The organism is Sphingomonas dokdonensis (assembly GCF_002197685.1).
GTDB lineage: Bacteria > Pseudomonadota > Alphaproteobacteria > Sphingomonadales > Sphingomonadaceae > Sphingomonas > Sphingomonas dokdonensis.
Genome location: NZ_NBBI01000011.1, coordinates 12706 through 33778, shown reverse-complemented (window position 1 = coordinate 33778; position 21073 = coordinate 12706). Strand labels below are relative to the sequence as shown.

20 protein-coding genes and 1 pseudogene are annotated in these 21073 nt (G+C 65.4%); 13 read left to right on the top strand and 8 right to left on the bottom strand.

Annotation, left to right across the window (positions count from 1 at the left end; all coding sequences use genetic code 11):
- Positions 1-274: 274 nt before the first annotated feature.
- From SPDO_RS15765 to SPDO_RS15750, 4 genes and pseudogenes are all read left to right on the top strand, one after another.
- Positions 275-906, top strand: a pseudogene (locus tag SPDO_RS15765) (transcription elongation protein SprT).
- A 67-nt stretch (positions 907-973) separates the two neighbouring features.
- Positions 974-1609 carry a ParA family protein gene (locus tag SPDO_RS15760; protein ID WP_088368473.1) on the top strand — a complete coding sequence of 212 codons (636 nt, stop codon included), beginning with the start codon at positions 974-976 and terminating at the stop codon, positions 1607-1609.
- Complete coding sequence (locus SPDO_RS15755) at positions 1609-1896, top strand: ribbon-helix-helix domain-containing protein (RefSeq protein WP_211280109.1); 288 nt, start codon at positions 1609-1611, stop codon at positions 1894-1896. Before SPDO_RS15760 ends, SPDO_RS15755 begins: the two co-directional genes overlap by 1 nt.
- A gap of 31 nt (positions 1897-1927) precedes the next feature.
- Positions 1928-2203: a hypothetical protein gene (locus tag SPDO_RS15750; RefSeq protein ID WP_088368472.1), complete on the top strand. Its 276-nt coding sequence runs from the start codon at positions 1928-1930 to the stop codon at positions 2201-2203.
- A gap of 95 nt (positions 2204-2298) precedes the next feature.
- Here SPDO_RS15750 and SPDO_RS15745 read toward each other — a convergent pair whose 3' ends face one another.
- From SPDO_RS15745 to SPDO_RS15725, 5 genes are all read right to left on the bottom strand, one after another.
- On the bottom strand, positions 2299-3177 hold the full coding sequence (locus SPDO_RS15745; protein ID WP_088368471.1) for a replication initiation protein: 879 nt from the start codon (positions 3175-3177) through the stop codon (positions 2299-2301).
- 694 nt (positions 3178-3871) lie between these two features.
- Entirely contained in the window at positions 3872-5416 is a 1545-nt protein-coding gene (locus SPDO_RS15740) for a type IV secretory system conjugative DNA transfer family protein (RefSeq protein ID WP_088368470.1), read from the bottom strand.
- Positions 5416-5700 (bottom strand): hypothetical protein, encoded by a 285-nt coding sequence (locus SPDO_RS15735; RefSeq protein WP_088368469.1) that lies wholly within the window; start codon positions 5698-5700, stop codon positions 5416-5418. Before SPDO_RS15735 ends, SPDO_RS15740 begins: the two co-directional genes overlap by 1 nt.
- Entirely contained in the window at positions 5697-5915 is a 219-nt protein-coding gene (locus tag SPDO_RS15730; protein WP_088368489.1) for a conjugal transfer protein TraD, read from the bottom strand. Before SPDO_RS15730 ends, SPDO_RS15735 begins: the two co-directional genes overlap by 4 nt.
- Before the next feature lie 13 nt (positions 5916-5928).
- A complete protein-coding gene (locus SPDO_RS15725; protein ID WP_088368468.1) occupies positions 5929-6258 on the bottom strand; it encodes a conjugal transfer protein TraD in 330 nt (109 codons plus the stop codon).
- Positions 6259-6422: 164 nt separating this feature from the next.
- On the opposite strand from SPDO_RS15725, the gene traA reads away from it, so the two are divergent.
- The gene (gene traA, locus SPDO_RS15720) at positions 6423-9263 is read left to right on the top strand and encodes a Ti-type conjugative transfer relaxase TraA (RefSeq protein ID WP_082746203.1); all 2841 of its coding nucleotides are present in this window, start codon (positions 6423-6425) and stop codon (positions 9261-9263) included.
- A 939-nt stretch (positions 9264-10202) separates the two neighbouring features.
- Here traA and SPDO_RS15715 read toward each other — a convergent pair.
- Complete coding sequence (locus SPDO_RS15715) at positions 10203-10622, bottom strand: MerR family transcriptional regulator (protein ID WP_219994280.1); 420 nt, start codon at positions 10620-10622, stop codon at positions 10203-10205.
- A 68-nt stretch (positions 10623-10690) separates the two neighbouring features.
- Here SPDO_RS15715 and SPDO_RS15710 point away from each other — a divergent pair, with 68 nt between their 5' ends.
- From SPDO_RS15710 to SPDO_RS15675, 8 genes are all read left to right on the top strand, one after another.
- Positions 10691-11353 (top strand): cation efflux transmembrane domain-containing protein, encoded by a 663-nt coding sequence (locus SPDO_RS15710; RefSeq protein ID WP_088368466.1) that lies wholly within the window; start codon positions 10691-10693, stop codon positions 11351-11353.
- 19 nt (positions 11354-11372) lie between these two features.
- The gene (locus SPDO_RS16760; protein WP_143559681.1) at positions 11373-11708 is read left to right on the top strand and encodes a hypothetical protein; all 336 of its coding nucleotides are present in this window, start codon (positions 11373-11375) and stop codon (positions 11706-11708) included.
- A 63-nt stretch (positions 11709-11771) separates the two neighbouring features.
- The gene (locus SPDO_RS15700) at positions 11772-13037 is read left to right on the top strand and encodes a TolC family protein (RefSeq protein WP_088368464.1); all 1266 of its coding nucleotides are present in this window, start codon (positions 11772-11774) and stop codon (positions 13035-13037) included.
- Positions 13034-14206 carry an efflux RND transporter periplasmic adaptor subunit gene (locus SPDO_RS15695; protein ID WP_088368463.1) on the top strand — a complete coding sequence of 391 codons (1173 nt, stop codon included), beginning with the start codon at positions 13034-13036 and terminating at the stop codon, positions 14204-14206. Before SPDO_RS15700 ends, SPDO_RS15695 begins: the two co-directional genes overlap by 4 nt.
- Positions 14207-14209: 3 nt before the next feature.
- Entirely contained in the window at positions 14210-17437 is a 3228-nt protein-coding gene (locus tag SPDO_RS15690; protein WP_088368462.1) for an efflux RND transporter permease subunit, read from the top strand.
- On the top strand, positions 17434-18042 hold the full coding sequence (locus SPDO_RS15685) for a cation diffusion facilitator family transporter (RefSeq protein ID WP_088368461.1): 609 nt from the start codon (positions 17434-17436) through the stop codon (positions 18040-18042). Before SPDO_RS15690 ends, SPDO_RS15685 begins: the two co-directional genes overlap by 4 nt.
- Positions 18039-18956, top strand: coding sequence for a cation diffusion facilitator family transporter (locus SPDO_RS15680; protein ID WP_088368460.1), 918 nt, complete (start codon positions 18039-18041; stop codon positions 18954-18956). The genes SPDO_RS15685 and SPDO_RS15680 overlap by 4 nt, the downstream gene beginning before the upstream one ends.
- A 323-nt stretch (positions 18957-19279) precedes the next feature.
- On the top strand, positions 19280-19615 hold the full coding sequence (locus SPDO_RS15675) for a four-helix bundle copper-binding protein (protein WP_088368488.1): 336 nt from the start codon (positions 19280-19282) through the stop codon (positions 19613-19615).
- Between the two features lie 36 nt (positions 19616-19651).
- Here the strand turns inward: SPDO_RS15675 and copD are convergent, their stop codons facing one another.
- Positions 19652-20581 (bottom strand): copper homeostasis membrane protein CopD, encoded by a 930-nt coding sequence (copD, locus tag SPDO_RS15670; protein ID WP_088368459.1) that lies wholly within the window; start codon positions 20579-20581, stop codon positions 19652-19654.
- A 1-nt stretch (position 20582) separates the two neighbouring features.
- Positions 20583-20954, bottom strand: a complete 372-nt coding sequence (gene copC / locus SPDO_RS15665; RefSeq protein WP_088368458.1) for a copper homeostasis periplasmic binding protein CopC — start codon at positions 20952-20954, stop codon at positions 20583-20585.
- Between the last annotated feature and the right edge of the window lie 119 nt (positions 20955-21073).

Sequence of the window (21073 nt, the reverse complement as noted above, 5' to 3'; positions counted from 1 at the left end):
CCCTGCGGGTGACGATCGCTCGCGGGGGGCGGCAAGCCACCCTGATGCCGCCGGCGGTGCCGGCGACGTTCGTTCGACAGGAGGGAAAGGGAAGCGCTGCCCCCCTCTCCCAGCAACGGCAATCAGCCGGGCCGTGGCTCCTCCGCTTCGCTTCGTGCGCCCGCACCACCCCGGCAGATTCCCGCTGCCCCCTCACCCCCCGCTGTTCGCCACGAGGCAGGGCCGATGGCTGAGGGCCATCGCCCAGGGGCGATGTGAGGAAGGAAGACGGGACATGGACCAGGACAATCGCGAGAGTTGGCTGAACCGGGTGGCGATCGGCATGCACCGTTGTTTGCGGCGCTGGACGTCCCCCTGCCCTCCCGAGTGCGTGTCGCGATCGGCTTCACCAGCCGGGGCGCGCGGGGCCGTGCGATCGGCGAGTGCTGGGACAACCGTTGCAGCGGCGACGGCCATTTTGAAATCTTTATCCGGCCGGACCTGGCGCACGCTCCCGATGCGATGCCGGCGCAGATCGCAGCGATCCTCGCGCACGAGTTGGTTCACGCCGCAGTGGGTATTCCCGCCGGGCACGGGAAGGCGTTTAAACGGGTTGCGGTGGGCTTGGGGTTGATCGGTCGGATGACGGCCACGACGCCGGGCGACGCCTTCCTCTCCGCGGTTGCGCCCATCCTCGCGGCTGCAGGCCCCCTTCCCCATGCCCGGCTCGATACCGGCGGCGAGACGACGCGCCCGAAGAAGCAGGCGACGCGGTTGCTTAAATGCGAGTGCGGGACGTGCGGCTATACCGTCAGGACGGCGCGTAAGTGGCTCGAGACGGCCGGCGCGCCGCTATGCCCAGTCGAGGGGCATGGACCGATGCACCATGATCCGCTCGACACTGACGGCGATGATCCAAAGCCGTAACGCTTCCCTTTCCCATCCCCGTCGTATATAAGTATACAAGTATAGTTCTATACCGCAGGAGTGCAGCATGAAGGTTCTAGCCATCCTGTCCCAAAAAGGCGGCGTCGGAAAAACGACGCTAGCGACATGCCTTGCCGTAGCGGCCGAGCAGGCGGGCAAGGAAGCGGCGATCATCGACCTGGACCCGCAGGCGACAGCATCGTTCTGGAAAGACGTGCGCCAGCTCGATACGCCGGCCGTCGCTTCGATCCAGCCGGTGCGGCTCGCGGCAATGCTCAAGGCGTGTGCCGACGCCGGTACAGACCTTGTGGTGATCGACGGCGCGGCCGTTGCGCGTGATGTTGCCTATGAGGCTGCGCGGCACGCCGACTTTATCCTCGTACCGACGAAGACGGCGGTGTTCGACACCATGAGCATGACGCACACGCTCGACGTGGTGCGGCAGCTCGATCGCGACTTCGCCGTCGTGCTGACATTCGTCCCGCCGCAAGGACAGGAAACGGGTGACGCGATGAAGGCGGTTGAGGAGCTGGGCGCGGCGGTCTGTCCGGTGACGATCGGCAACCGCAAGGCGTTCTTCCGCGCTCAGGCTGCGGGCCAGGCAGTGCAGGAGTTCGAGCCTAACGGCCCCGCCGCAGCAGAAATCAAACGTCTATACGAGTATACTGCTATACGTCTATACGATGAGGTGGAGGCGGCGTAATGGCGAAGGGCAATACACTTCAGGCGATGCTTGATCGGGCCAAGGCCGGCGGCGACGCGCCGGCAACGCCCGCCCCGTCCGTCGTGCCAACGGCAACCCCCGCCAAACCCGCGCAGGCGGGACGGCAAGGGACCAAGCTGATCGGTGGACATTTCGCCCCAGAGGTCAGCACGCAGCTCCGCATCCTCGCCGCCGAGGAGGGGACGACTGTGCAGAGTCTGTTGGGCGAGGCGCTGGACGACCTGTTTGTGAAGAAGGGACGCAGCCGGGCAAGCCGGCGGGTATAAGCGTATACAGCTATACTAGTAGCAAGGTTGTATGATCGAGACGCTGAACACGGTCGCGCTGTTTGTGGGATATGGCGCGATAGGATGTGGCGTTCTGTGGTTGCTCGATCAACGGCGGAAGGAAAGGTGGAGCGGGACGCTTCGGGACATTGATCGCGATAATGCCGAACGCTGGCAACGCTTCAAGGAAAGCGACCCCCAAGGCTGGGCTGATGCGGAACGGATGTGGGAGGGACGGAAGGCGCGTAACGAAAGCCGCCGAGCCCAGATCGCACGCCTTCAAAACGAGATGGAGGATGAGCGGTAGCGTAGTGTCGATACCGAGTGGCGACCGTATCAGTATAGATGTATACACCTATACTGATACGGTCGTGGCTTAAAAGTGAGTTTTGGGGTAGCGCCTCACCTTTGCGCGGCTGGCGTACTGAAATCCACCAGAACGGGCAGCTCGGGTATCCCGCCACGCAGCTTGGCGCGCCGCACGATGCTGTGCTGATCGATCAGGTTCTGTGCGTCGCGCTTGCCGCTGGACGTTTTCGGGAACCAGTGGAGTGCCACCCGCTCGACCTTGCGCCCGTTCTTGATCGGCGTGAAATCGACATAGAAGGGGCAGAGCTTGTTGATTTCCTCAACGGCGACCTTGAGGCAGTATTTGTTCAGATCGGCAAAGCGTTCGAGTTTGCCCTCGGGGACGTTGAGCAGACCGCGCAGCTCCTCAATCGTGAACTCCTCTTTCTGCTTGTATTCGAGGCCGATACGCCGCTCGATCATCTCATAGAGGCAGAGGGCGTACTTCGACTCGAAGCAATACATCACCTGCGTCTTGAGACGGGCATAGACCTGACTGTTCCGCAGTATCTCGATCAGCTCTTCCGGAATGCGGTAGTGAAGGAAGCCGTCCTTTTCGAGGCTTTCATCGCTGGGTCCGAGGAGCTGAACACGGCGCTTATAGCTCTTGCCGTCCTTGCGGATCGTGACGATCGCGATGGTGCCCATGAGGCGCAGCAGCGAGCTTTCCACGCGCTCATTGCCCTGGTGCGTCCCTTTCAGTCCCGATTTCGCGATGCGATGGATGATCGGCTCGCCAATGCGCTCCCAGGCGTTGGCGATGAGCAGGTTATAGATACGGCGATCGGCGAGGGTGAGGGGGCTCAGCTCGACAATATCGACCAGCTCGCCGGGCTTGACGATTTCCCCATAGTTGGCGGGATCAAAGGGGTTGCCGCGCCCCTTCTGGGCCAGTGTACGGAACGACATATCGACCACGGCAGGTTGCGACATAGGCTTGACCAACGGTGAGCAAGAGGGGCTTATCGCCTCACCTTAACCGCGAAAAGTGAGCCAGGCAAATGATCTGGCTCCCCGATGGAACGGTGAGGGGCTACCCCAAAACTCACCGTCACTCCCGACACTGCCGGCCGGCTACCCCAACGCTCACCGCAACCCGCCCGAACACTCACCTTTACCGGCCCCAAAGCTCACCGCAAACTACCCCGAAACTCACGCGAATCGACCCCAAGGCTCACCGCTAGGCCTGATTTTCCGCAGAAATACGGGCCTTTCAGCACCCTGAATCTTGAATCAGAAGAATTAGAGAATCTGAACGCCGAAAGGTGAGCTTTGGGGTAGCCATCCTGTGGATAACCAGCGTCAGGACACAACGACGGAATCGGCCTACCGGCCGATGCGCTATTTGCTGCGTGCCGGCTACGCCGTCACCAGAGCGGCGCAAGCGCCGCAGGCTAAGCGGGAAGAAAAAGGCGGGTGGCGGTCGAATCATGCCCCAGCGCCGCCCAGGAGCGCTGTCAGGGCAGGAAAGGGCCTTTCGACGTCACCGAGGTGCCTAACGCGCCGAACATGCCAAGCATCCCTTATATCGGCTACCGTGGCGGCTTCATCTGCGCGACGGGTGAGGCGCTACCCCAAAACTCACCTTTCGCTGCTTTCACCGTCGTTCGTGTTTTTGCGGATCACGTCATGCCGGATCGGCGAGGCCGGTGAACTCGCGTTCGGCATAGTAGCGGATTTTCCCCACCACGAGCGGGTCTTGCCCCTGCCGCAGCAGCAGGAGGCTGTCCTGGTCCATCCGCATGATTTCGTCGGGCGTCGCCAGCCGTCGTGCGGCGACATGGCCGCTTGAACTCTCCGAACGGTTGGCCGGCTGAGTCCAGCTCGTCGCGTGTGATGACCCGAAAGTGGTATATTCGATGGTGGTGTCGCCGATCGTTTTCGAGAGCATGTCAGCGGTGGCATGATCGTTGACGCCGAACGCCTGAACCACCCCCGCGTTCGATATGAAGGTGCCGGCCCGTTCGCCGTAGGTGGCGCGGAGCTGGTGCATGTCCTGGAGGATCGGCCAGAGCTGGAGGCCATAGCCGGCCATCAGCCCCATCGCGCGCTCGACGGGCTCCAGTCGGCCGAGCGCGGCGAACTCGTCCAGCAGGAACAGCACCGGCCGGGCGGGGCCGGCAGGGGAGCGCGCCATGTCAGTGACGGCCTGCGCGATCAGCAGGCGCAACCAGCGCGCATAGGTATCGAGCCGATCGGGCGGCAGGATCAGGAACACCGTCGCCGGCGTCTCTTTCAAATCGGCAAACCGGAAATCGGACGCGGCCGTGCTGGCGACGATGCGCGGGCTATCGATGAAATGGGTGTGACGTTGCGCCGATGACAGCACGCCGGCAGCTTCCCGATCGGATTTGCCGAGGTGGCGGTTGGCGGCGCGCGCCACCAGACCGCCGGCGGACGGACTGTCCGACATGGCATCGAGCAGGGCCGCGAAGCGGGCAGGGGGAAGCGTCAGCAGCTCGCGCAGCGTCGCCAGCGTGCGGCGATCGGTGGGCTCGGTCGTGACGACGTGGAGGATCAGCCCGGCGATCAGCGCCTTGGCTTCCTCGTTCCAATGCGCTTCCCCGGCTTGGCCGGGCGCGTCATGGACCAGTGCGTCGGCAAGCGTGCCGGCATCCTCGGCGAGGTCGATCGAGGCGGGATCGAGCCGGTCGAGCGGGTTGTAGCGCGCGACCGGCTGACCCGAGACGCCGAACGGATCGAGGCACCACACCTTACCCTTGGTGGCGCGCGCGCGGGCGGTGACGCGCGCGTTCTCGCCCTTGGGGTCGATGCAGATCACGGCGCGATCGAGCAGCAGCAGGTTGGGGATGATGGTGCCGACGCCCTTGCCGCTGCGCGTCGGCGCCATCGTGAGAAGGTGCGCCGCGCCGCCATAGTGCAGCAGCTTATTGGTTTTGCCCGAACGGCCGATGATGAGATCGCCCGCGCCTTCGAGCTTCGCCAGGTCGCGCCGATCGCCGAACCGGGCCGAGCCGAACAGGGTGTTACCGCGGTTGCCGCCGCGGCGATTGAACTTCCAGATCGCGAACAGCGTCAGGCCCGTCAGCAGGAACGGCACATCGGTCGCGATTTCACCGACGCCGAAGATCCCCTTGAGCCAGGAATTGCTCGCCATCAGCACCACGAAGGCGATGAACAGCGCCAATAGCGGACTGATGCGCGCCGGCATCAGCAGCTCGCACCGGCAGGCGTGATCGCCAGCGCCGGATCGGCGTCGGGATGGTCGAGCAGTTTGAGGAGTATTTGCGTGGCGAGGGGAGGGGGCACGCGTTCGTCGCGCAGCATGTCGAACAGCGCGTCATCCTCAGCGGACAGCGCCATGCCTTCGATCGCGAGGTTGGCCCGGGAATCCTCGTCGTCCTCGCGCCACATCGCGGCGTCGGTCAGGGTGCCCCGCACATAGTCGAGCGCGCGAACTTCGGCGCGGATTGCTTCAATGTTCAGCCCGGTCATTCAACCTTCTCCGCTTCCGCGTCGAACGCCCGTCTGCCGCGGCGCTTCCACAACGCCAGTGTATCGCCGGCATCATCGCCGCGCGCGCGTCCTGCGATATCGAGCAGCGCGCCGTAGAGGGTGGCGCGATCATCGTCCGTCAGTTCGACCAGCCCGGCTTTCTGGACCAGCCCGCCCAGCTCGATCAGGTGGCGAGTCCGTTCGCGACGTTGCACGACCCAGCCCCGGCTATCCGTTCGACGCCCGGTCGCTTCCGCGCGCAGCGTCGCCGCCCGGTTGAGCGCCAGCATCCGCGCCGTCGATCGCAGCAGCGCCGCCACCTTTACGCCCGCGTCGCTGAAAGAAGGCGGCCCCCTTCGCCCGCCACGCCTCCTTCGCACCGGCATCCTTGGACGCGACCGCATCGAGCAAAACGCCCGCGAGAGTTTCCGCATCGAGAGCATCGGCCCCGGTCGCGGTGACGAGCGCGCCGAGCTGTTCGACCCGCTTCGCCTTGAGCTGGCGCGCCTTGTCTCCGAGCGCCTTCAGCTCCGCGTCGTAATCCCGAACCTTCCGCATCGGCCAGCCTCCTAACGACAGCATCCTAGCGCACAGCATGGCAGGAGCAAGCTTAACCGAACAGGGAGCGGCATCAAGTCAGTCAGGAGATGCGCAGCAGATCATGAGTGCGCGCTTATACGTCGTTGCCGACGTGCGCTCCAAAGTGCATGGTACTGGACGCAATGGCGATCTATCATTTCAGCGCCAAAATTATCAGTCGTGCAAACGGCTCCAGCGCCGTCGCATCCGCCGCCTATCGCTCTGCCTCCGAGTTGCATGACGAGCGGCTTGGGCGGAATCACAACTTCTCGAACAAGGCCGGCGTCATCCACTCCGAGGTGATGTTGCCGCAGGGTGCACCGGAGCGTTTAAACGACCGCACCGTGCTCTGGAACGAAGTGGAGGCAGGGGAGAAGCGCAAGGATGCTCAGCTCGCCCGCGAGGTGGAGTTCTCGATCCCGCGTGAGATGAATGAAAAGCAGGGCGTCGCGCTCACCCGCGATTTCGTCGCCGAGCAGTTCGTGAAGCGCGGGATGGTCGCGGACCTCAACGTGCATTGGGACAAGGCGAGGGACGGCAGTCCGAAGCCGCACGCGCATGTCATGCTGTCGATGCGCGACGTGGGGCCGGACGGCTTTGGTCAGAAGAACCGCGACTGGAACAGCGGAGAGCTATTGCAAGGCTGGCGCGAGGCATGGGCGGCCCACGTCAACGAGCGCATGGCCGAGCTGGGGCTTGAGGCGCGGATCGATCATCGCAGCCATGCCGACCGCGGCATCGAGCTGGAGCCGCAGCATAAGATCGGCCCGGCCGGCATGCGCCGGCTCGACCGCGGCGAGGATGCCGAGCGTGCTGACGATCACCGGCGGATCGCGCGCGAGAACGGCGAGAAGATCGCGGCCGATCCGCGCATCGCGCTCGACGGCATCACCCGGCAGCAGGCGACGTTCACTACCCGCGACCTGGCCGCATTCGCGTTCCGGCATTCGGACGGCAAGGAGCAGTTCGACCAAGTGATGGCGGCGGTTCGCGCCAGCCCCGAGCTGGTGGCGCTGGGCAGGGACGGGCGTGACCAGGAGCGGTTCACCTCCCGTGACATGATCGCGACCGAGGCGCGGCTGGAGAAGGCCAGCGACGAGCTGGCGCGGCGCCAAGATCATGGCGTGTCCCACCGGCAGCGAGCCGGGGCGCTGGAGGCGGCCGAGGCGCGGGGTCTCACGCTGTCCGACGAGCAGCGCGACGCCTTCGATCATATCACCGGCCGTGACGGTCTGGCGTCGGTCGTGGGCTATGCCGGGACCGGCAAGTCCGCGATGCTGGGCGTCGCGCGCGAGGCGTGGGAGCGCGAGGGCTACCAGGTGCGCGGCGCGGCGCTGTCGGGAATCGCGGCCGAGAACCTGGAGGGCGGCTCCGGCATCACCTCCCGCACCATCGCCAGCCTTGAGCATGGCTGGGCGCAGGGACGCGACCAGCTCGGGCCCAAGGACGTGCTGGTGGTCGACGAGGCGGGCATGATCGGCACGCGCCAAATGGAGCGGGTGATGTCCCATGCCCGTGACGCCGGGGCCAAGGTGGTGCTGGTGGGCGACCCCGAGCAGCTTCAGGCGATCGAGGCGGGCGCAGCGTTCCGGTCGATCACCGAGCGGCACGGCGCGGCCGAGATTACCGAGATTCGCCGGCAGCGGGAGGACTGGCAGAAGGAAGCAACGCGGGCGCTCGCCACGGGACGGACGGCCGAGGCGCTGAATGCCTATGCCGCGCATGGCATGGTCCATGCCGCCGACACGCGCGAGGCGGCGCGGGCCGAGCTGGTGGAGGGGTGGGATCGTCAACGCCAGGCCGATCCCGACCGTTCACGGATCATCCTTACCCATACCAATGCCGAGGTGCGCGAGCTGAACGAGGAAGCGCGCGGCCGGCTTCGAGCTGGTGGCGAACTTGGCGAGGACGTGGCGTTCACGACAGACCGGGGCACCCGCGACTTCGCGGCGGGCGACCGCTTGATGTTCCTTCGGAACGAGCGGTCGCTGGGGGTCAAGAACGGCACGCTAGGCACTATCGAGCGAGCCGATCCTGGGAGCATGACGGTGCGTCTGGACGGTGGGCGTCAGGTTCAATTCGACGCGAAGGCTTATGCGGCATTCGATCACGGCTATGCAGCTACGTTCGGCAAGTCGCAGGGCGTGTCGGTAGATGACGCCCATGCGCTCGCAACACCGGGCATGGATCGTCACAGCAGCTATGTCGGCATGACGCGTCACCGCGACCGCGTGCACCTCCATTATGGTCGGGATGACTTCGCCGATCAAGGCCGTCTCGCCCTCTTGCTATCTCGCGATCGGGCAAAGGATATGGCCGGCGACTATGGTCCCGAGCGTAGTCACCAGGATCATGCCCGGGCCTTTGCCGACCGGCGCGAGATCCGGTTGCCGGAACTCGCGCGTCCGATGGTCGACAAGACGCGTGGTGGGGCAGGGGAGCGGTATCAAAGGTCGACGGCAAGTCCGCAGGGCGACCAGCGCCCGACCCGCGAAGGAGTGGTGCGGAGCTGGGCGGCCGAACACGGACGCGAGCTGGCGGACGTACAGGCACGCGCGCAACGCGCGCAGGTGCGGGCGGATGGAATGTACCGGCGACATGAGGCGGTGAGAGGTGATCATGCTCGTAAGCAGCCGCTGCCGCCCAAAGGACTGATGGCAACCTTGCGGCGTCCGTCCTACGAGGCAGCACGCGCGAGTTGGGAGAAGGCCGCGCGCGGGTTGCAGCAGCGATCCACGCAGCTCGCGAAGCGACTAGGTCAGATCAAGGAGTATCTCGGTCCCGTGACCGGGCAGCGGCGTCACCGCGGCGATGAGCTGGCGCGTGCCAGGGTTGAGCGCGCGCATCCTCACCTCAACAAGCTCTACGAAGCAGTCATGCGCGAGCGCCGCGCCGAGCGTGTCCGCCAGCAAGAGCAGGAACGCGAGCGGATCAAACAGCGAGACAAGGATCGGAGTGGTGATGGTCGGGGCCGTGGGCGATAGTCCATCTTGCGTGCCTACTAGCCACGACCGTTGCGAGGGGTGCCAGCTTCAGGTTGGCTATCTCACTGTTAGCAACCGGGCCTAAGAACTTGCGCGGCGATCGGCCGGGTGAGGTCCAAACCATCCCTGAGCATCAATCGGCCGCGTAGCGCACCAGCACCTCGAACGACCACCGATCGACCCGTTACGGGATTTCGGACGCTGATCGGAATCGTTGGCGGCATCATCGGGTAGCAAGCCTTCATGATTTGAGCCCACCAAGTAGCAGCTTGGTGGGCTCTGGTCGTGATCGGCTTTCGCTTCTCGATGATACAAGGTCCGGGCTGTTGCGCAAGGACACGAAATCAGGCGCGGCACCTTTGCTCAGGTCCTCAAAAGCACGAATTACATCGGGCCGCTCAGGAGGTAGCGCCTTGCCGCCTATGGCGTCTCGCGAGGCGTTCGTGCTTTTGAGGACCGAAGCTGGAAACGGTCATCGAAAGCACGAAGATTGACGATTTTCAGGCTGAGTTAGCGTGCGTTGAGAGCGCCCATCTCACGATTTTCGTGCTTTCGATGACCGTTGGTGTGCCACGTGGCGCATTCGGCCCTTTGAGGAGCCTTGTCCCAACAGAGAGCGACCCCTATCAAATCGGTACATGCGGCATCCAACGGATTGTCCGTTTCCCGATCAGGGAACTAGCACCGGGACCGCCTTTCAAGGCGGTCCTCGGTTTTGTAAGCGAACTGTTTCTTCAAAAGCCGCAGAAGACGCGCTATGTTGAAGGCAACATGGCCGTCCCCGCTGTTGCCTTCGGCATCAAGGGACGGCCTTCTTAGACCAGCGCTCCTGCACAGGAGGTGTGCCACGTGGCACACTAAGTCGGGTCGACACGCACCCTGATTTAGACCGGCGCGCCTCGATCGGCGCATGAGCCCAGCGTCGCCCGTTAGAAACGCTCAGTGTGAGCGGGCCTCCGCGCTCGGACCCAAGGCTTCGATGATCCTGCACTCGGCCACAGTGTTGCGGCTACAGGAGTCGATCAGCGCATCCAGCTCGCTCGCGAGCGCCGTCAGGTCAGCGATCTTTCGCGTGATGGCATCACGATGTTGGTTGGCGATCACGTCCACGGCCATACAGGATTGTTCGCGTCGATCGGCGAGCCCCATCAACTCCCGGACCTGGTCGATCGAGAAGCCGAGATCGCGCGCTCTACGGATGAAGGACAGGCGCCGCAGATGCTCGCCCTCGTAGGTCCGGTAATTTCCGGCCGACCGCGCTGGCGCCGCCAGCAAGCCGATCTGCTCGTAATAGCGGATCGTCTCGACCTTTGTGCCCGTCGCCGAAGCCAGCTTCCCGATCGTCAGTTTATCAGACACAGCGCTTGACCCTCTAGCGACTAGAGGGTGCATATAGGCTGCCAGATCGATTCTATCGAGGTGGCGAAATGGCCTGCACGAGCTGCGCGTCCGACAAGGCGGGCACCCTCAATGACCCGAAGTGGCGGCGCGCGTTGTGGATCGCGCTCGCGATCAATGGCGGCATGTTCGCGATCGAGATCGTCGCGGGGATCACGGGCGGGTCGAAGGCGCTCCAGGCCGACGCGCTCGACTTCTTCGGTGACGCTGCCAATTACGCGATCAGCCTGGGTGTCGCTGGGATGGCGATAGCCTGGCGCGCGCGTGCGGCGATGCTGAAGGGAGCGACGCTTGCCCTGCTTGGGCTCTATGTCCTGCTCGCGGCGGGGTGGGGCGCGCTCCACGGCGCTGTGCCCCATGCCGAGGTCATGGGCGTTGTGGGGATTGCGGCGCTGATCGCGAATGTCGTGGTCGCGGTGATGTTGTACCGCTTCCGGAGCGGTGACGCGAACATGCGTTCGGTGTGGATCTGCTCGCGCAACGATGCGATCGGCAATATCGCCGTGGTGCTGGCTGCAGGCGGCGTCTTCGGTCTGAACAGCGCGTGGCCCGATCTAGTGGTGGCCGCGTTGATGGCCGTGCTCGGTCTGTCGGGCGGATTCCAGATCATGCGACAGGCGCGGGCCGAACTGCGATACGCTTCCACGCCTGCCCCTTCCACTTACAGGCAGCCGTTACATGGCGTTCGCTAAGCTGCTAAGGCGAAGGCCGATGCATCGGCTTTCCGCCTTGTTCCTCTGTCTCATGCTCGTGCTGTCGCTTGGGCTGGGATCGGTCGCGCATGCGACCGAGGCGGTGGGCTGCGTCGATACCACCGCTGCCAGCTCGCTCGAACATAGTGACGGCGACGCCGACCAGGTGCCGGCTGATGCCGATAAGGCCTATCCGCACCATCATGGCGGTTGCCATGGCCATCATATCGGGGTTCCGTTCGAGGCCAAGCTCGTTGCCTCAGTGACCGGGCTCTCTGTCGCTCCTCCAGCGTGGAACCACGCCCCGATGGCACCGGTGCCTTCGGACCCAGCTCTGCGACCTCCCCAAGCCTGACAAGCGCCTAATCCGCCGGGAGCTTCCCGCGCGGCAATCCAAGTTCGTCAGGAGTTCGTCACCATGTCCCGTTTCATCGCGGCCTTATTGGCCGTGGCGTCGTGCGCGTCGATCGCGCACGCGCAATCATCCGAGCCGGCATCGCCCAGTCCCCCGCTCACGCTTGAGCGGGCGCTGGCGCTCGCCGGCGCAACCGCGCCCAGTCTCGAAGCCGCCACAGCAGGGGTCAGGGCGGCCGAGGCCGGCCGGACCGTCGCCGGCTATCGCCCCAACCCCTCGATCGTTGCCGAGACCGAAAACATCGCCGGCAGCGGCCAGTATCGGGGCCTGCGCAGTGCGGAGACGACCGCTGGCCTGGCACTTCCGATCGAGTTGGGCGGCAAAAGGTCGGCGCGGATCGCGGTCGCCGAGGCGATCGGCAACCGGGCACGGATCGGCACGGCGCTGGCCGAGGCCGATCTCCGGCTCGCCGTCACGCAGCTCTACATTCAGGCAGCAGCGGCCGAACGCCGCCTCGTCACAGCCCGCGAACAGGCCGGCATCGCCCGGGAGGCGCTCCGCGCAGCCGGTGTCCGCGTGCAGGCGGGGCGTGCATCACCGCTCGAACAGCAGCGTGCCGATGTGCTGCGTATCAATGCAGAGACGGCCGTGGAACGTGCCCAGCGGCTTGCCGAGGTGGCGCGGGACAATCTCGCTCGTCGGATCGGCCAGCCCGTGACCGGGCCGCTCGACCTCGCATGGTATGATCGTGTTGAGGGCTTTGGACCGGCACGGCCGATCGAACCCGGTGGTACGCTGGCACTGGCGGCCGCCCGTGCCGACGCGACGACGGCCGAGGCACAGGTCCGGCTCGCCCGATCGCAGCGCATTCCCGATGTGACGTTGAGCGCCAGCGCACGACGGCTCGAGGCTACCAACGACGTCGCCGCGGTGTTCGGGGTCTCCATCCCATTTCCCGTCTTCAACAACGGCAAAGCCGCCATCGCCCAGGCGCGCGCGCAGAGCGACCAGGCGCAGGCCCTGCGGCGTGCCGCCGAGCTGGACGCGGCGCAGGACATCGCGAACGCCCAGGCGGAGGTGGCCAACGCCGCCACGTCCGCACGCAATGCGAGCGGTCCGGTGCTGGCGTCGGCTGCCGAGGCTGCGCGCATTGCCCGGATCGGCTACCGCGAGGGCAAGTTCGGCCAGCTCGACTTGCTCGATGCCGAGCGGACCCTGTCCGAGACGCGCACCGCCGCGATCGACGCGCTCGCCACTTATCATGACGCAAAGGCACGCCTGGAACGGCTCGTTGCCGCCGCGCCCTCTCCTGAGGAAAACAATCAATGACGAAGAACATCATGCGGGCGCTGGCGCCCGTGACGCTGGCCCTCATCCTTGCGGGATGCGGCGGGACCGGCAGCGGCGGTGAAGCCGGGGAGAAGGCCGGAGCCGAGAAGGCCGAAGGTGCCGAGGCCAGCGAGGCCAAGGAAGGTCCAAAGGATGCCGTCATCCTCTCCGCGCAGCAGATCGCGGACGCCGGGATCGAGGTCACGCGGCCAACGGTCGGCGGGGAAGCTGGTGCGATCGAGCTTTCGGCAACGATCGAAGGCGATCCGCAAGGCGTGCAGGTGGTATCGGCATCGGTGGGCGGGCGGCTCGTCTCGCTGACCCGCAATCTCGGCCAGCCTGTCGGTCGCGGCGATCCGCTCGCCGTTATCGAGAGCCGCGAAGCGGCGTCGCTCAAAGCAGAGGTGGAGGCCGCTCGCGCGCGTGCCGCCCTCGCGCAAACGAACCTTCGTCGTGAGCAGCGCCTGTTCGCCGAGCGCGTCTCGCCGGAACAGGATCTTGTCGCGGCGCGGACCGCCGCGACCGAAGCCAGCATCGCGCTTCGCCTGGCGCAGCAGCAATTGTCCGCGACCGGCAGCGGGGGCGGTGCGCTCAACCGCATCGCAGTGCGCTCACCAATCGCCGGTCAGGTCATCGCGCGCTCGGCTACGCTCGGGCAGACCGTTGCAGCCGACGCCGAGCTTTTCCGGGTCGCCAACCTTTCCAAGGTCACGGTTGCGACCTCGCTGGTGCCCACTGATGCGGGCCGGGTGAAGCCTGGTGCCCGCGTCGAGGTAACAGCGGCGGGGCGCCGTCAGGAAGGACGCGTCACGTTCGTCTCGCCCATACTGGACGAGACGACGCGCTTGGTGCCGGTGATCGTCACCCTCGACAATGGCGGCAGCACCTGGCGCGTTGGCGAGACGGTCAATGTTTCCATCCTGGTGCCGGCAACCGGCGACCGTACAGTCGCCGTGCCGTCGGCCGCGGTCCAGATGATCGAGGACAAGTCGTTCGTCTTTGTGCGGACCCCGACGGGGTTCCGGGCGACCCCGGTGACATTGGGCCGCACCAACGGCGGCCAGGTCGTCGTGACGTCCGGGCTAACCGGTTCGGAGCGGATCGCCTCCACCAACAGCTTCACGCTCAAAGCCGAACTCGGCAAGGGCGACGGCGGGGACGAGGACTGAACCATGATCGGTCGCATCGTCACCCTCTCCGTCGAGAAGCGTTGGCTAGTCCTGCTTCTCACCGTCGCCGCTGCGCTGCTCGGGATAGGCGCGTTGCGCCAACTCCCGATCGACGCCGTTCCCGACATCACCAATAACCAGGTGCAAATCAACGTCGTCGCCCCTGCCCTTTCCCCCGACCAGATCGAGAAACAGGTCGCGTTCACGGTCGAAACCGCGCTCGCCGGCATCCCTGGCCTCGAATATACCCGTTCACTCAGCCGCAACGGCTTCGCCCAGGTCACGGCCGTCTTCACCGAGAAGACCGATATCTACTTCGCCCGTCAGCAGGTGGCGGAGCGGCTGCGGACTGCGGAGGAAGACCTTCCCGAGGGCGTAAACCCTGAAATGGGGCCGATCGCGACCGGGCTCGGCGACATCTTCATGTGGACGGTCGAGTACCGTGAACTGGATCAGGTCCATCACCGCAACGGTGAGCCCGGTCTGCAACGCGACGGCAGCTACATCACGCCGGAAGGCGATCACCTCGTCAGCGAGGCCGACAAGGCCACCTACCTGCGCACTGTCCAGGACTGGATCGTCACGCCGCAGCTCAAGAGCACGGAGGGACTGGCGGGGGTCGACTCCCTTGGCGGGTACACCAAGGAATATCTCGTCGTCCCCGACGTGCAGCGCATGGCCGCAATGCGGCTGACGCTGCAGGATCTCACCACGGCGCTGGAGCGGAACAACACCAGCGCCGGCGCCGGTGTCGTCAACCGTAACGGCGAAGGGCTCTCTGTCCGCTCCGACGGGCGCGTGCGCAACGCCGACGAGCTTGCCCGAACCGTCGTCGCCACCCGCGAGGGTGTGCCGATCCTGCTCAACCAGATCGCAACCGTTCGGACCGGCCAGGCTCTGCGCATGGGCTCCGCGTCCGAAAACGGCCATGAGGTGGTCGTCGGGACCGCCGTCATGCGGATCGGCGAGAACAGCCGTACCGTCTCGACCGGGGTCGCCGAACGGCTGACCCAGATCGGCCGCTCGCTGCCGGTCGACGTTGTCGTGAAACCGGTGATGAACCGCACCGAGCTGGTGAACTCCACCATATCGACGGTCGCCCGCAATCTCGCCGAAGGCGCGCTGTTGGTCATCGTCGTCCTGTTCGCCTTGCTCGGCAACTTCCGGGCGGCGCTGATCGCGGCTCTCGTCATCCCGATCACGATGCTGCTCACCAGCATCGGCATGTTGGAGGCGGGCGTTTCGGCCAATCTGATGAGCCTCGGCGCGCTCGACTTCGGCCTGATCGTGGACGGTGCCGTCATCATCGTCGAGAACGCATTGCGGCGCCTTGCCGAAGCCCAGCATGGCCGGGACGGCGAGCTGACGATGGAACAGCGGCTCGGGCTGGTCGCCGCGTCCGCCCGCGAGATGATCCGTCCGTCCGTTTACGGGCAGGCGATCATCATCCTGGTCTATGCGCCCTTGCTGACCTTCACCGGTGTCGAGGGGAAGATGTTCGAGCCAATGGCGCTCACCGTCATCATCGCACTCGTGTTCGCCTTCATCCTGTCGCTGACCTTTGTACCCGCGGCGATCGCCATTTGGCTCAGCAAGCGGGTGGAGGAGAAGGAAAGCCGGGCCGTGACGTTCCTTCGACAGCGCTACGAGCCGGGGCTCGATGGGGCGATGCGTCGCCCGACGCTCACCATCGGCATTGCGATCGGCGCTTTGGCGCTCGCCGGTGTCGCCTTCACCACCTTGGGGCAGGAGTTCCTGCCGCAGCTCGACGAGGGCAATATCCTCGTCCAGGCCGTGCGGATTCCGGGCACGTCGGTCGACCAAAGCCAGGCGATGCAGTTCCAGGTCGAGAAGGCATTGGCCAAGGTGCCGGAGGTCCGCTTCGCCTTCTCGCGCACGGGCACCTCCGAGATCGCATCGGACCCGATGCCAGCGAACGCCACGGACACCTTCGTTATCCTGAAGCCGAAGGCGCAGTGGCCCGATCCAGGTCTCTCCAAGGAAGAGCTTGTGGAGCGTCTGGAGAAGCGTCTCTCCACCCTCCCCGGCAACGCCTACGAGATCACCCAGCCGATCCAGATGCGGTTCAACGAGCTGATCGCGGGCGTGCGCGGCGACATCGCCATCAAGGTGTTCGGCGACGATTTTGGCGAGATGAATGCGACCGCGGACCGGATCGCCGGTATCCTTCGCCGGACCCGGGGTGCCGCAGACGTGCGGGTCGAACAGACCGAGGGCCTGCCGATGCTCGACATCCGGCCGAACCGCACCGCCATGTCGCGCGTCGGCGTAACCGCCGGCGACGTGCAAGACACGGTTGCCGCAGCCATCGGTGGCCGGCAGGCCGGCATGATCTTTGAGGGGGATCGCCGCTTCCCCGTCATGATCCGAATGGCCGAAAGCTCGCGCTCGGACCTCACGGCGGTCGCTCAGGTGCCGGTACCGACTGCCGGTGGTGGCTTCGTACCGCTGTCGACCGTCGCCGATATCGCTGTCGTCGATGGTCCCAACCAGATCAGCCGGGAGAACGGAAAGCGGCGCGTGGTGGTGCAGGCGAACGTCCGTGACCGCGACGTGGCGGGCGTCGTTGCCGATGCCCGGGCGGCAATCGACGCTCAGGTGAAGCTGCCGGCAGGGACGTACCTCGAATGGGGAGGCCAGTTCGAGAACCTTGCGTCCGCTCGGGACCGGCTCGCTATCGTGGTGCCGATCTGTTTCGTGGTCATCATGCTGCTGCTCTACGGGGCGCTCGGCTCCGTTCGGGATGCGCTGATTGTGTTCACCGGCGTCCCTCTGGCGCTGGTGGGAGGGGTGCTCGCGCTTGTGCTGCGCGGGATGCCCTTCTCCATTTCCGCGGCCGTCGGCTTCATTGCGCTATCCGGCATCGCAGTTCTCAACGGGTTGGTCATGGTGACGTCCATCCATGACCTGATGCGCGACGGCATGGATCGCGCGGCTGCGGCGCATCGAGGCGCGCTGGCCCGGCTCAGGCCTGTCGCGATGACTGCGCTTGTGGCTTCACTCGGTTTCGTACCGATGGCGCTGGGACATGGAGCGGGCGCCGAGGTGCAAAAACCGCTCGCAACCGTGGTTATTGGCGGCCTCATATCCGCGACGCTGCTCACATTGTTCGTGCTGCCGACGCTCTATGCCCGTTTCGGTAGCCGAGAGCTGCCGGTCCCGGAAAGCGATCGGCAAACTGCCGCTCCTGACGAGAAGGTGCCGGCATGAGCGAAGAGAGCTTCGACCTCGACACGGCCGAGAAGCGCCGGACGCTTTGGATAGTCCTGTTGCTCAATCTGGGCCTGGCGGCAGGCTTCGGGGTGTCCGGCGTCATGGCGGATTCCAGCGCCCTGATCGCAAACGGCTTGGACAACGCCTCCGATGGCATCGTCTACATCATCAGCTTGCTTGCCCTCTCGCGCTCACAGGCGTGGAAGCGGGGGGCCGCGGTGACATCGGGCATCCTGCTGCTGCTCTTTGCCGCGGGTGTGCTGCTCGATGCCGGGCGGCGCTATTTCTCGGGAAGCGAGCCGCTCGGCCCCACTATGATCGGGATGGCGATCATCGCGGCGGTCGTTAACGGGCTTTGCTTGTGGCTGTTGAAGCGATTGCGCGAGCCCGATGTAAATATGCGCGCTGCGACAACCTTCAGCCTCAACGACTTCGTGTCCAATGGGGGCATCATTCTAGCCGGCGCGATCGTCGTTTGGACGGGCCAGAACTGGCCTGACCTTATCGTCGGCGTCGCTGTTGCCGCTATCGCGGTGAAAGGCGGCCTCGAAATCCTGCGAGACGCTCGCTCGGACGCGGGCACGAAAGGAGCCAATCAATGAGCGCAGGCCATGACCATGGGGGGCATGCCCACGACCACACCGCTGGCGCGAATGCCCAGATGCTGAGCTGGGCGCTGGCGCTCACGACCGCCTATCTGGTTGCCGAGGTTGTTGGTGCGTTCGTCTTCAACAGCCTCGCGCTTCTATCTGACGCAGCGCATATGCTGACAGACGTGGCAGCACTGGTGATTGCGCTGCTCGCGATCCGGTTCGGACAGAAGCCGGCCGACGACAAGCGGACGTTCGGCTATAAGCGGTTCGAGATCCTGGCCGCTGCTTTCAACGCCCTGCTGCTCTTCGGTGTGGCGATCTACGTGCTGGTGGAGGCGGTGCAGCGCTTCCGCCAGCCCGAGGCGGTCCAGTCGACCGGGATGATGATCGTCGCCGCGATCGGCCTGGTGGTGAACCTCATATCGATGAAGCTGCTCACGTCGGGCAAGGACGCGAGTATGAACGTCAAGGGCGCCTACCTCGAGGTATGGGCCGACATGATCGGCTCGGTGGGCGTGATCGCCGGGGCGCTGGCCATCCGGTTTACCGGATGGACGTGGGTCGATCCAATCGTGGCGGTCGGGATCGGCTTATGGGTGCTGCCCCGAACATGGGTGCTGCTCCGGGACACGACCAACGTGTTGCTCGAGGGCGTTCCTGGAGGGATCAAGCTGCCCGAGTTGCGTGCCGGCATCGCCGGCCTGTCCGGCGTGGCTGGCGTCCACGACCTCCATGTCTGGTCGATGGCCTCGGACGACATCAACTGCACCGCACACGTCACGCTTGCCGAAGGTGCCGATGCCGATGCGGTCAGGAAGAGGGTCGCGGACATGCTCGATAGCCGGTTTGGGATCGAGCATTGTACGATCCAGACCGAGGCAGCGGCCGAGCCGTGCGAGGACACCGGACACCTGCACCCGTGAACGCGCGGTGGCCATGAGAAAGCCGCGGCGCTGGACGGAAGAAGCCGACGCAGAGCTTCGCCAGCGGATCGCCGCGAAACAGCCATTGGCGACGATCGCGAGGGAGATGGATAGAACGATGGATGGCGTTCGGGGGAGGGCGGCTGCGCTGCGGGTCGCCCTTCCGTCTCCTACGCGGCCCTGGCGTGAAACAGTGAAGCGGGGGCCTGCGCCGAAGCCGATGAAGGATCAGGCTAAAGGTGACGAATGAAGGCATCCGGCTGAGGGACGAGCCGGCGCCGCACGTACTCCTCCATGAGTGGGGGCTCACGTGGAGATCACCGATGCACGATCATATGAGCGCCGAGATGCAGGCTTGCATGGACGCCTGTCACCACTGTCACGTCACCTGCCTTTCGATGACCACGCAGCATTGCCTTCAGGTGGGCGGCGCACATGCCGCGCCCGACCACATCAAGATCATGCTCGACTGCGCGCAGATTTGCGGCACCTCACTCGACTTCATGGCCCGCGGGTCCGACCAGCATAAGCTCGTATGCGGCATCTGCGCTCAGATCTGCCGGGCTTGCGCGGAGAGCTGCCGGGGGCTCGACGGCATGGAAGAGTGCGTCGCCGCGTGCGAGCGTTGTGCCGACGCATGCGAGAAGATGGCCGCCTGATCGGTGACGGGCGGGTGGCGATCGGCCGCCCGCTCCTCACATCGCCGTTGCGGGGGGCTCGAGCATCCCCAGCCAGGCGACCAGCGCCAGGATCGTGACGGCACAGCTCGCCTCGATCGCAAGGCTGCGCCGCAGAGCACCAAGCGCGGCCCGATGATCGCCCGCGGCAATCGAGCGCTCGAAAGCCGGCGTCAGCCGGAAACGATTGAGGGAGGCCAGCCCGAGCATCGCGCCAAACAGTACCAGCTTGGCGAGGAGGAGCTGGCCGTAAAGGGTGGTCAGAAGTCTCGGTAAATTGCCGGCACCGACCAGCAGCCAGCCATTAACCAGGCCCGTCACAACGATCGTGCCGACCACGAGCGTGCCGACCAGACCGAAGCCGTGCAGCGCCCGGTGGGTCAGTCTGAGATGGGCGACGTCGACGCGAACTGCCGGCCGCACCACGAGCAGCGTCAACCCGAGCAGTGCACCGACCCAGGCTCCGGCCGCCAACAGGTGCAGAATATCGGCCAGCAGATGGATCCAGCCCGTCGCGCCCTCATCCATCGCGCCATGGCCTGTCCAGGCGAGCGTCGCGAGCGCAATGCCCGCCGCGAGCGCCACCATGCCGAGCGGCGCGGTACGTCCTGCCGCGATCAGCGCGGCGATCACGGCCACAATCAGCGCGACCATGCGCGCTTTCCACGCCGTGCCCGTCGCGGAGCCGGTGATCAGCATTCCGATCGCTTCCCGATCGATCGGCCACGGCGGCGCTCCAGCTATTGCCGCGGCGAGCAGGACGAGCGCAATGCCTGAAAACAGAAGGCCGAGCAGCCCGGTCCCCACCAGCCAGGGGCGCAAGGCGAGTGCGTCTGCGCGCTCCCCGGCCTTGAGCCCGTAGAGGCTGAACGCCGACAGGCCGAACAGCCCGCTCAACGTCGCATAAAGCGCGAAGCGGACCCCGATCAGCGGCCAGTCGGCATCCACCTTACTTCACCGCGAAGGCGAAGTTGCCCGACACCCGATGCGTGTCGGCCGAGACGACGTGCCATGCGACGCTGTAGCGGCCCGCGCCGAGCGGCGACTTGGGCACCACGACCAGCGTTCGGCCATCGGGTGCAACCTGGGTGGTGGTTGCAACCTTCATCGGTGGGTGCGTGGTGCCGCCATGGCCCGTCATCATCAAGTCCGCACCGGAGAATTTCGGCATCAGCTTCTCGCTGAACTGCAAAGCGACACGCGCGGGCTTGGCAACGGTCGCGTTGGGCGCGGGTGAGGCCACAACGAGCTTCGGGTGAGCCTGCGCCGCACTGGCGAGGCTCAGGAGAGTGAGGGCGGCAGGAAGGGCGAGACTACGCATGGGGTACTCCGACGAGGTTCGTGCACCCTTCTACGCGGCGCGCTGCCCGACCCCTCACCGGCGGTTGAGGGATGATGGGCAGCGATGCGTATCCGATGATAGAGGGGCGGAGTGGAAAG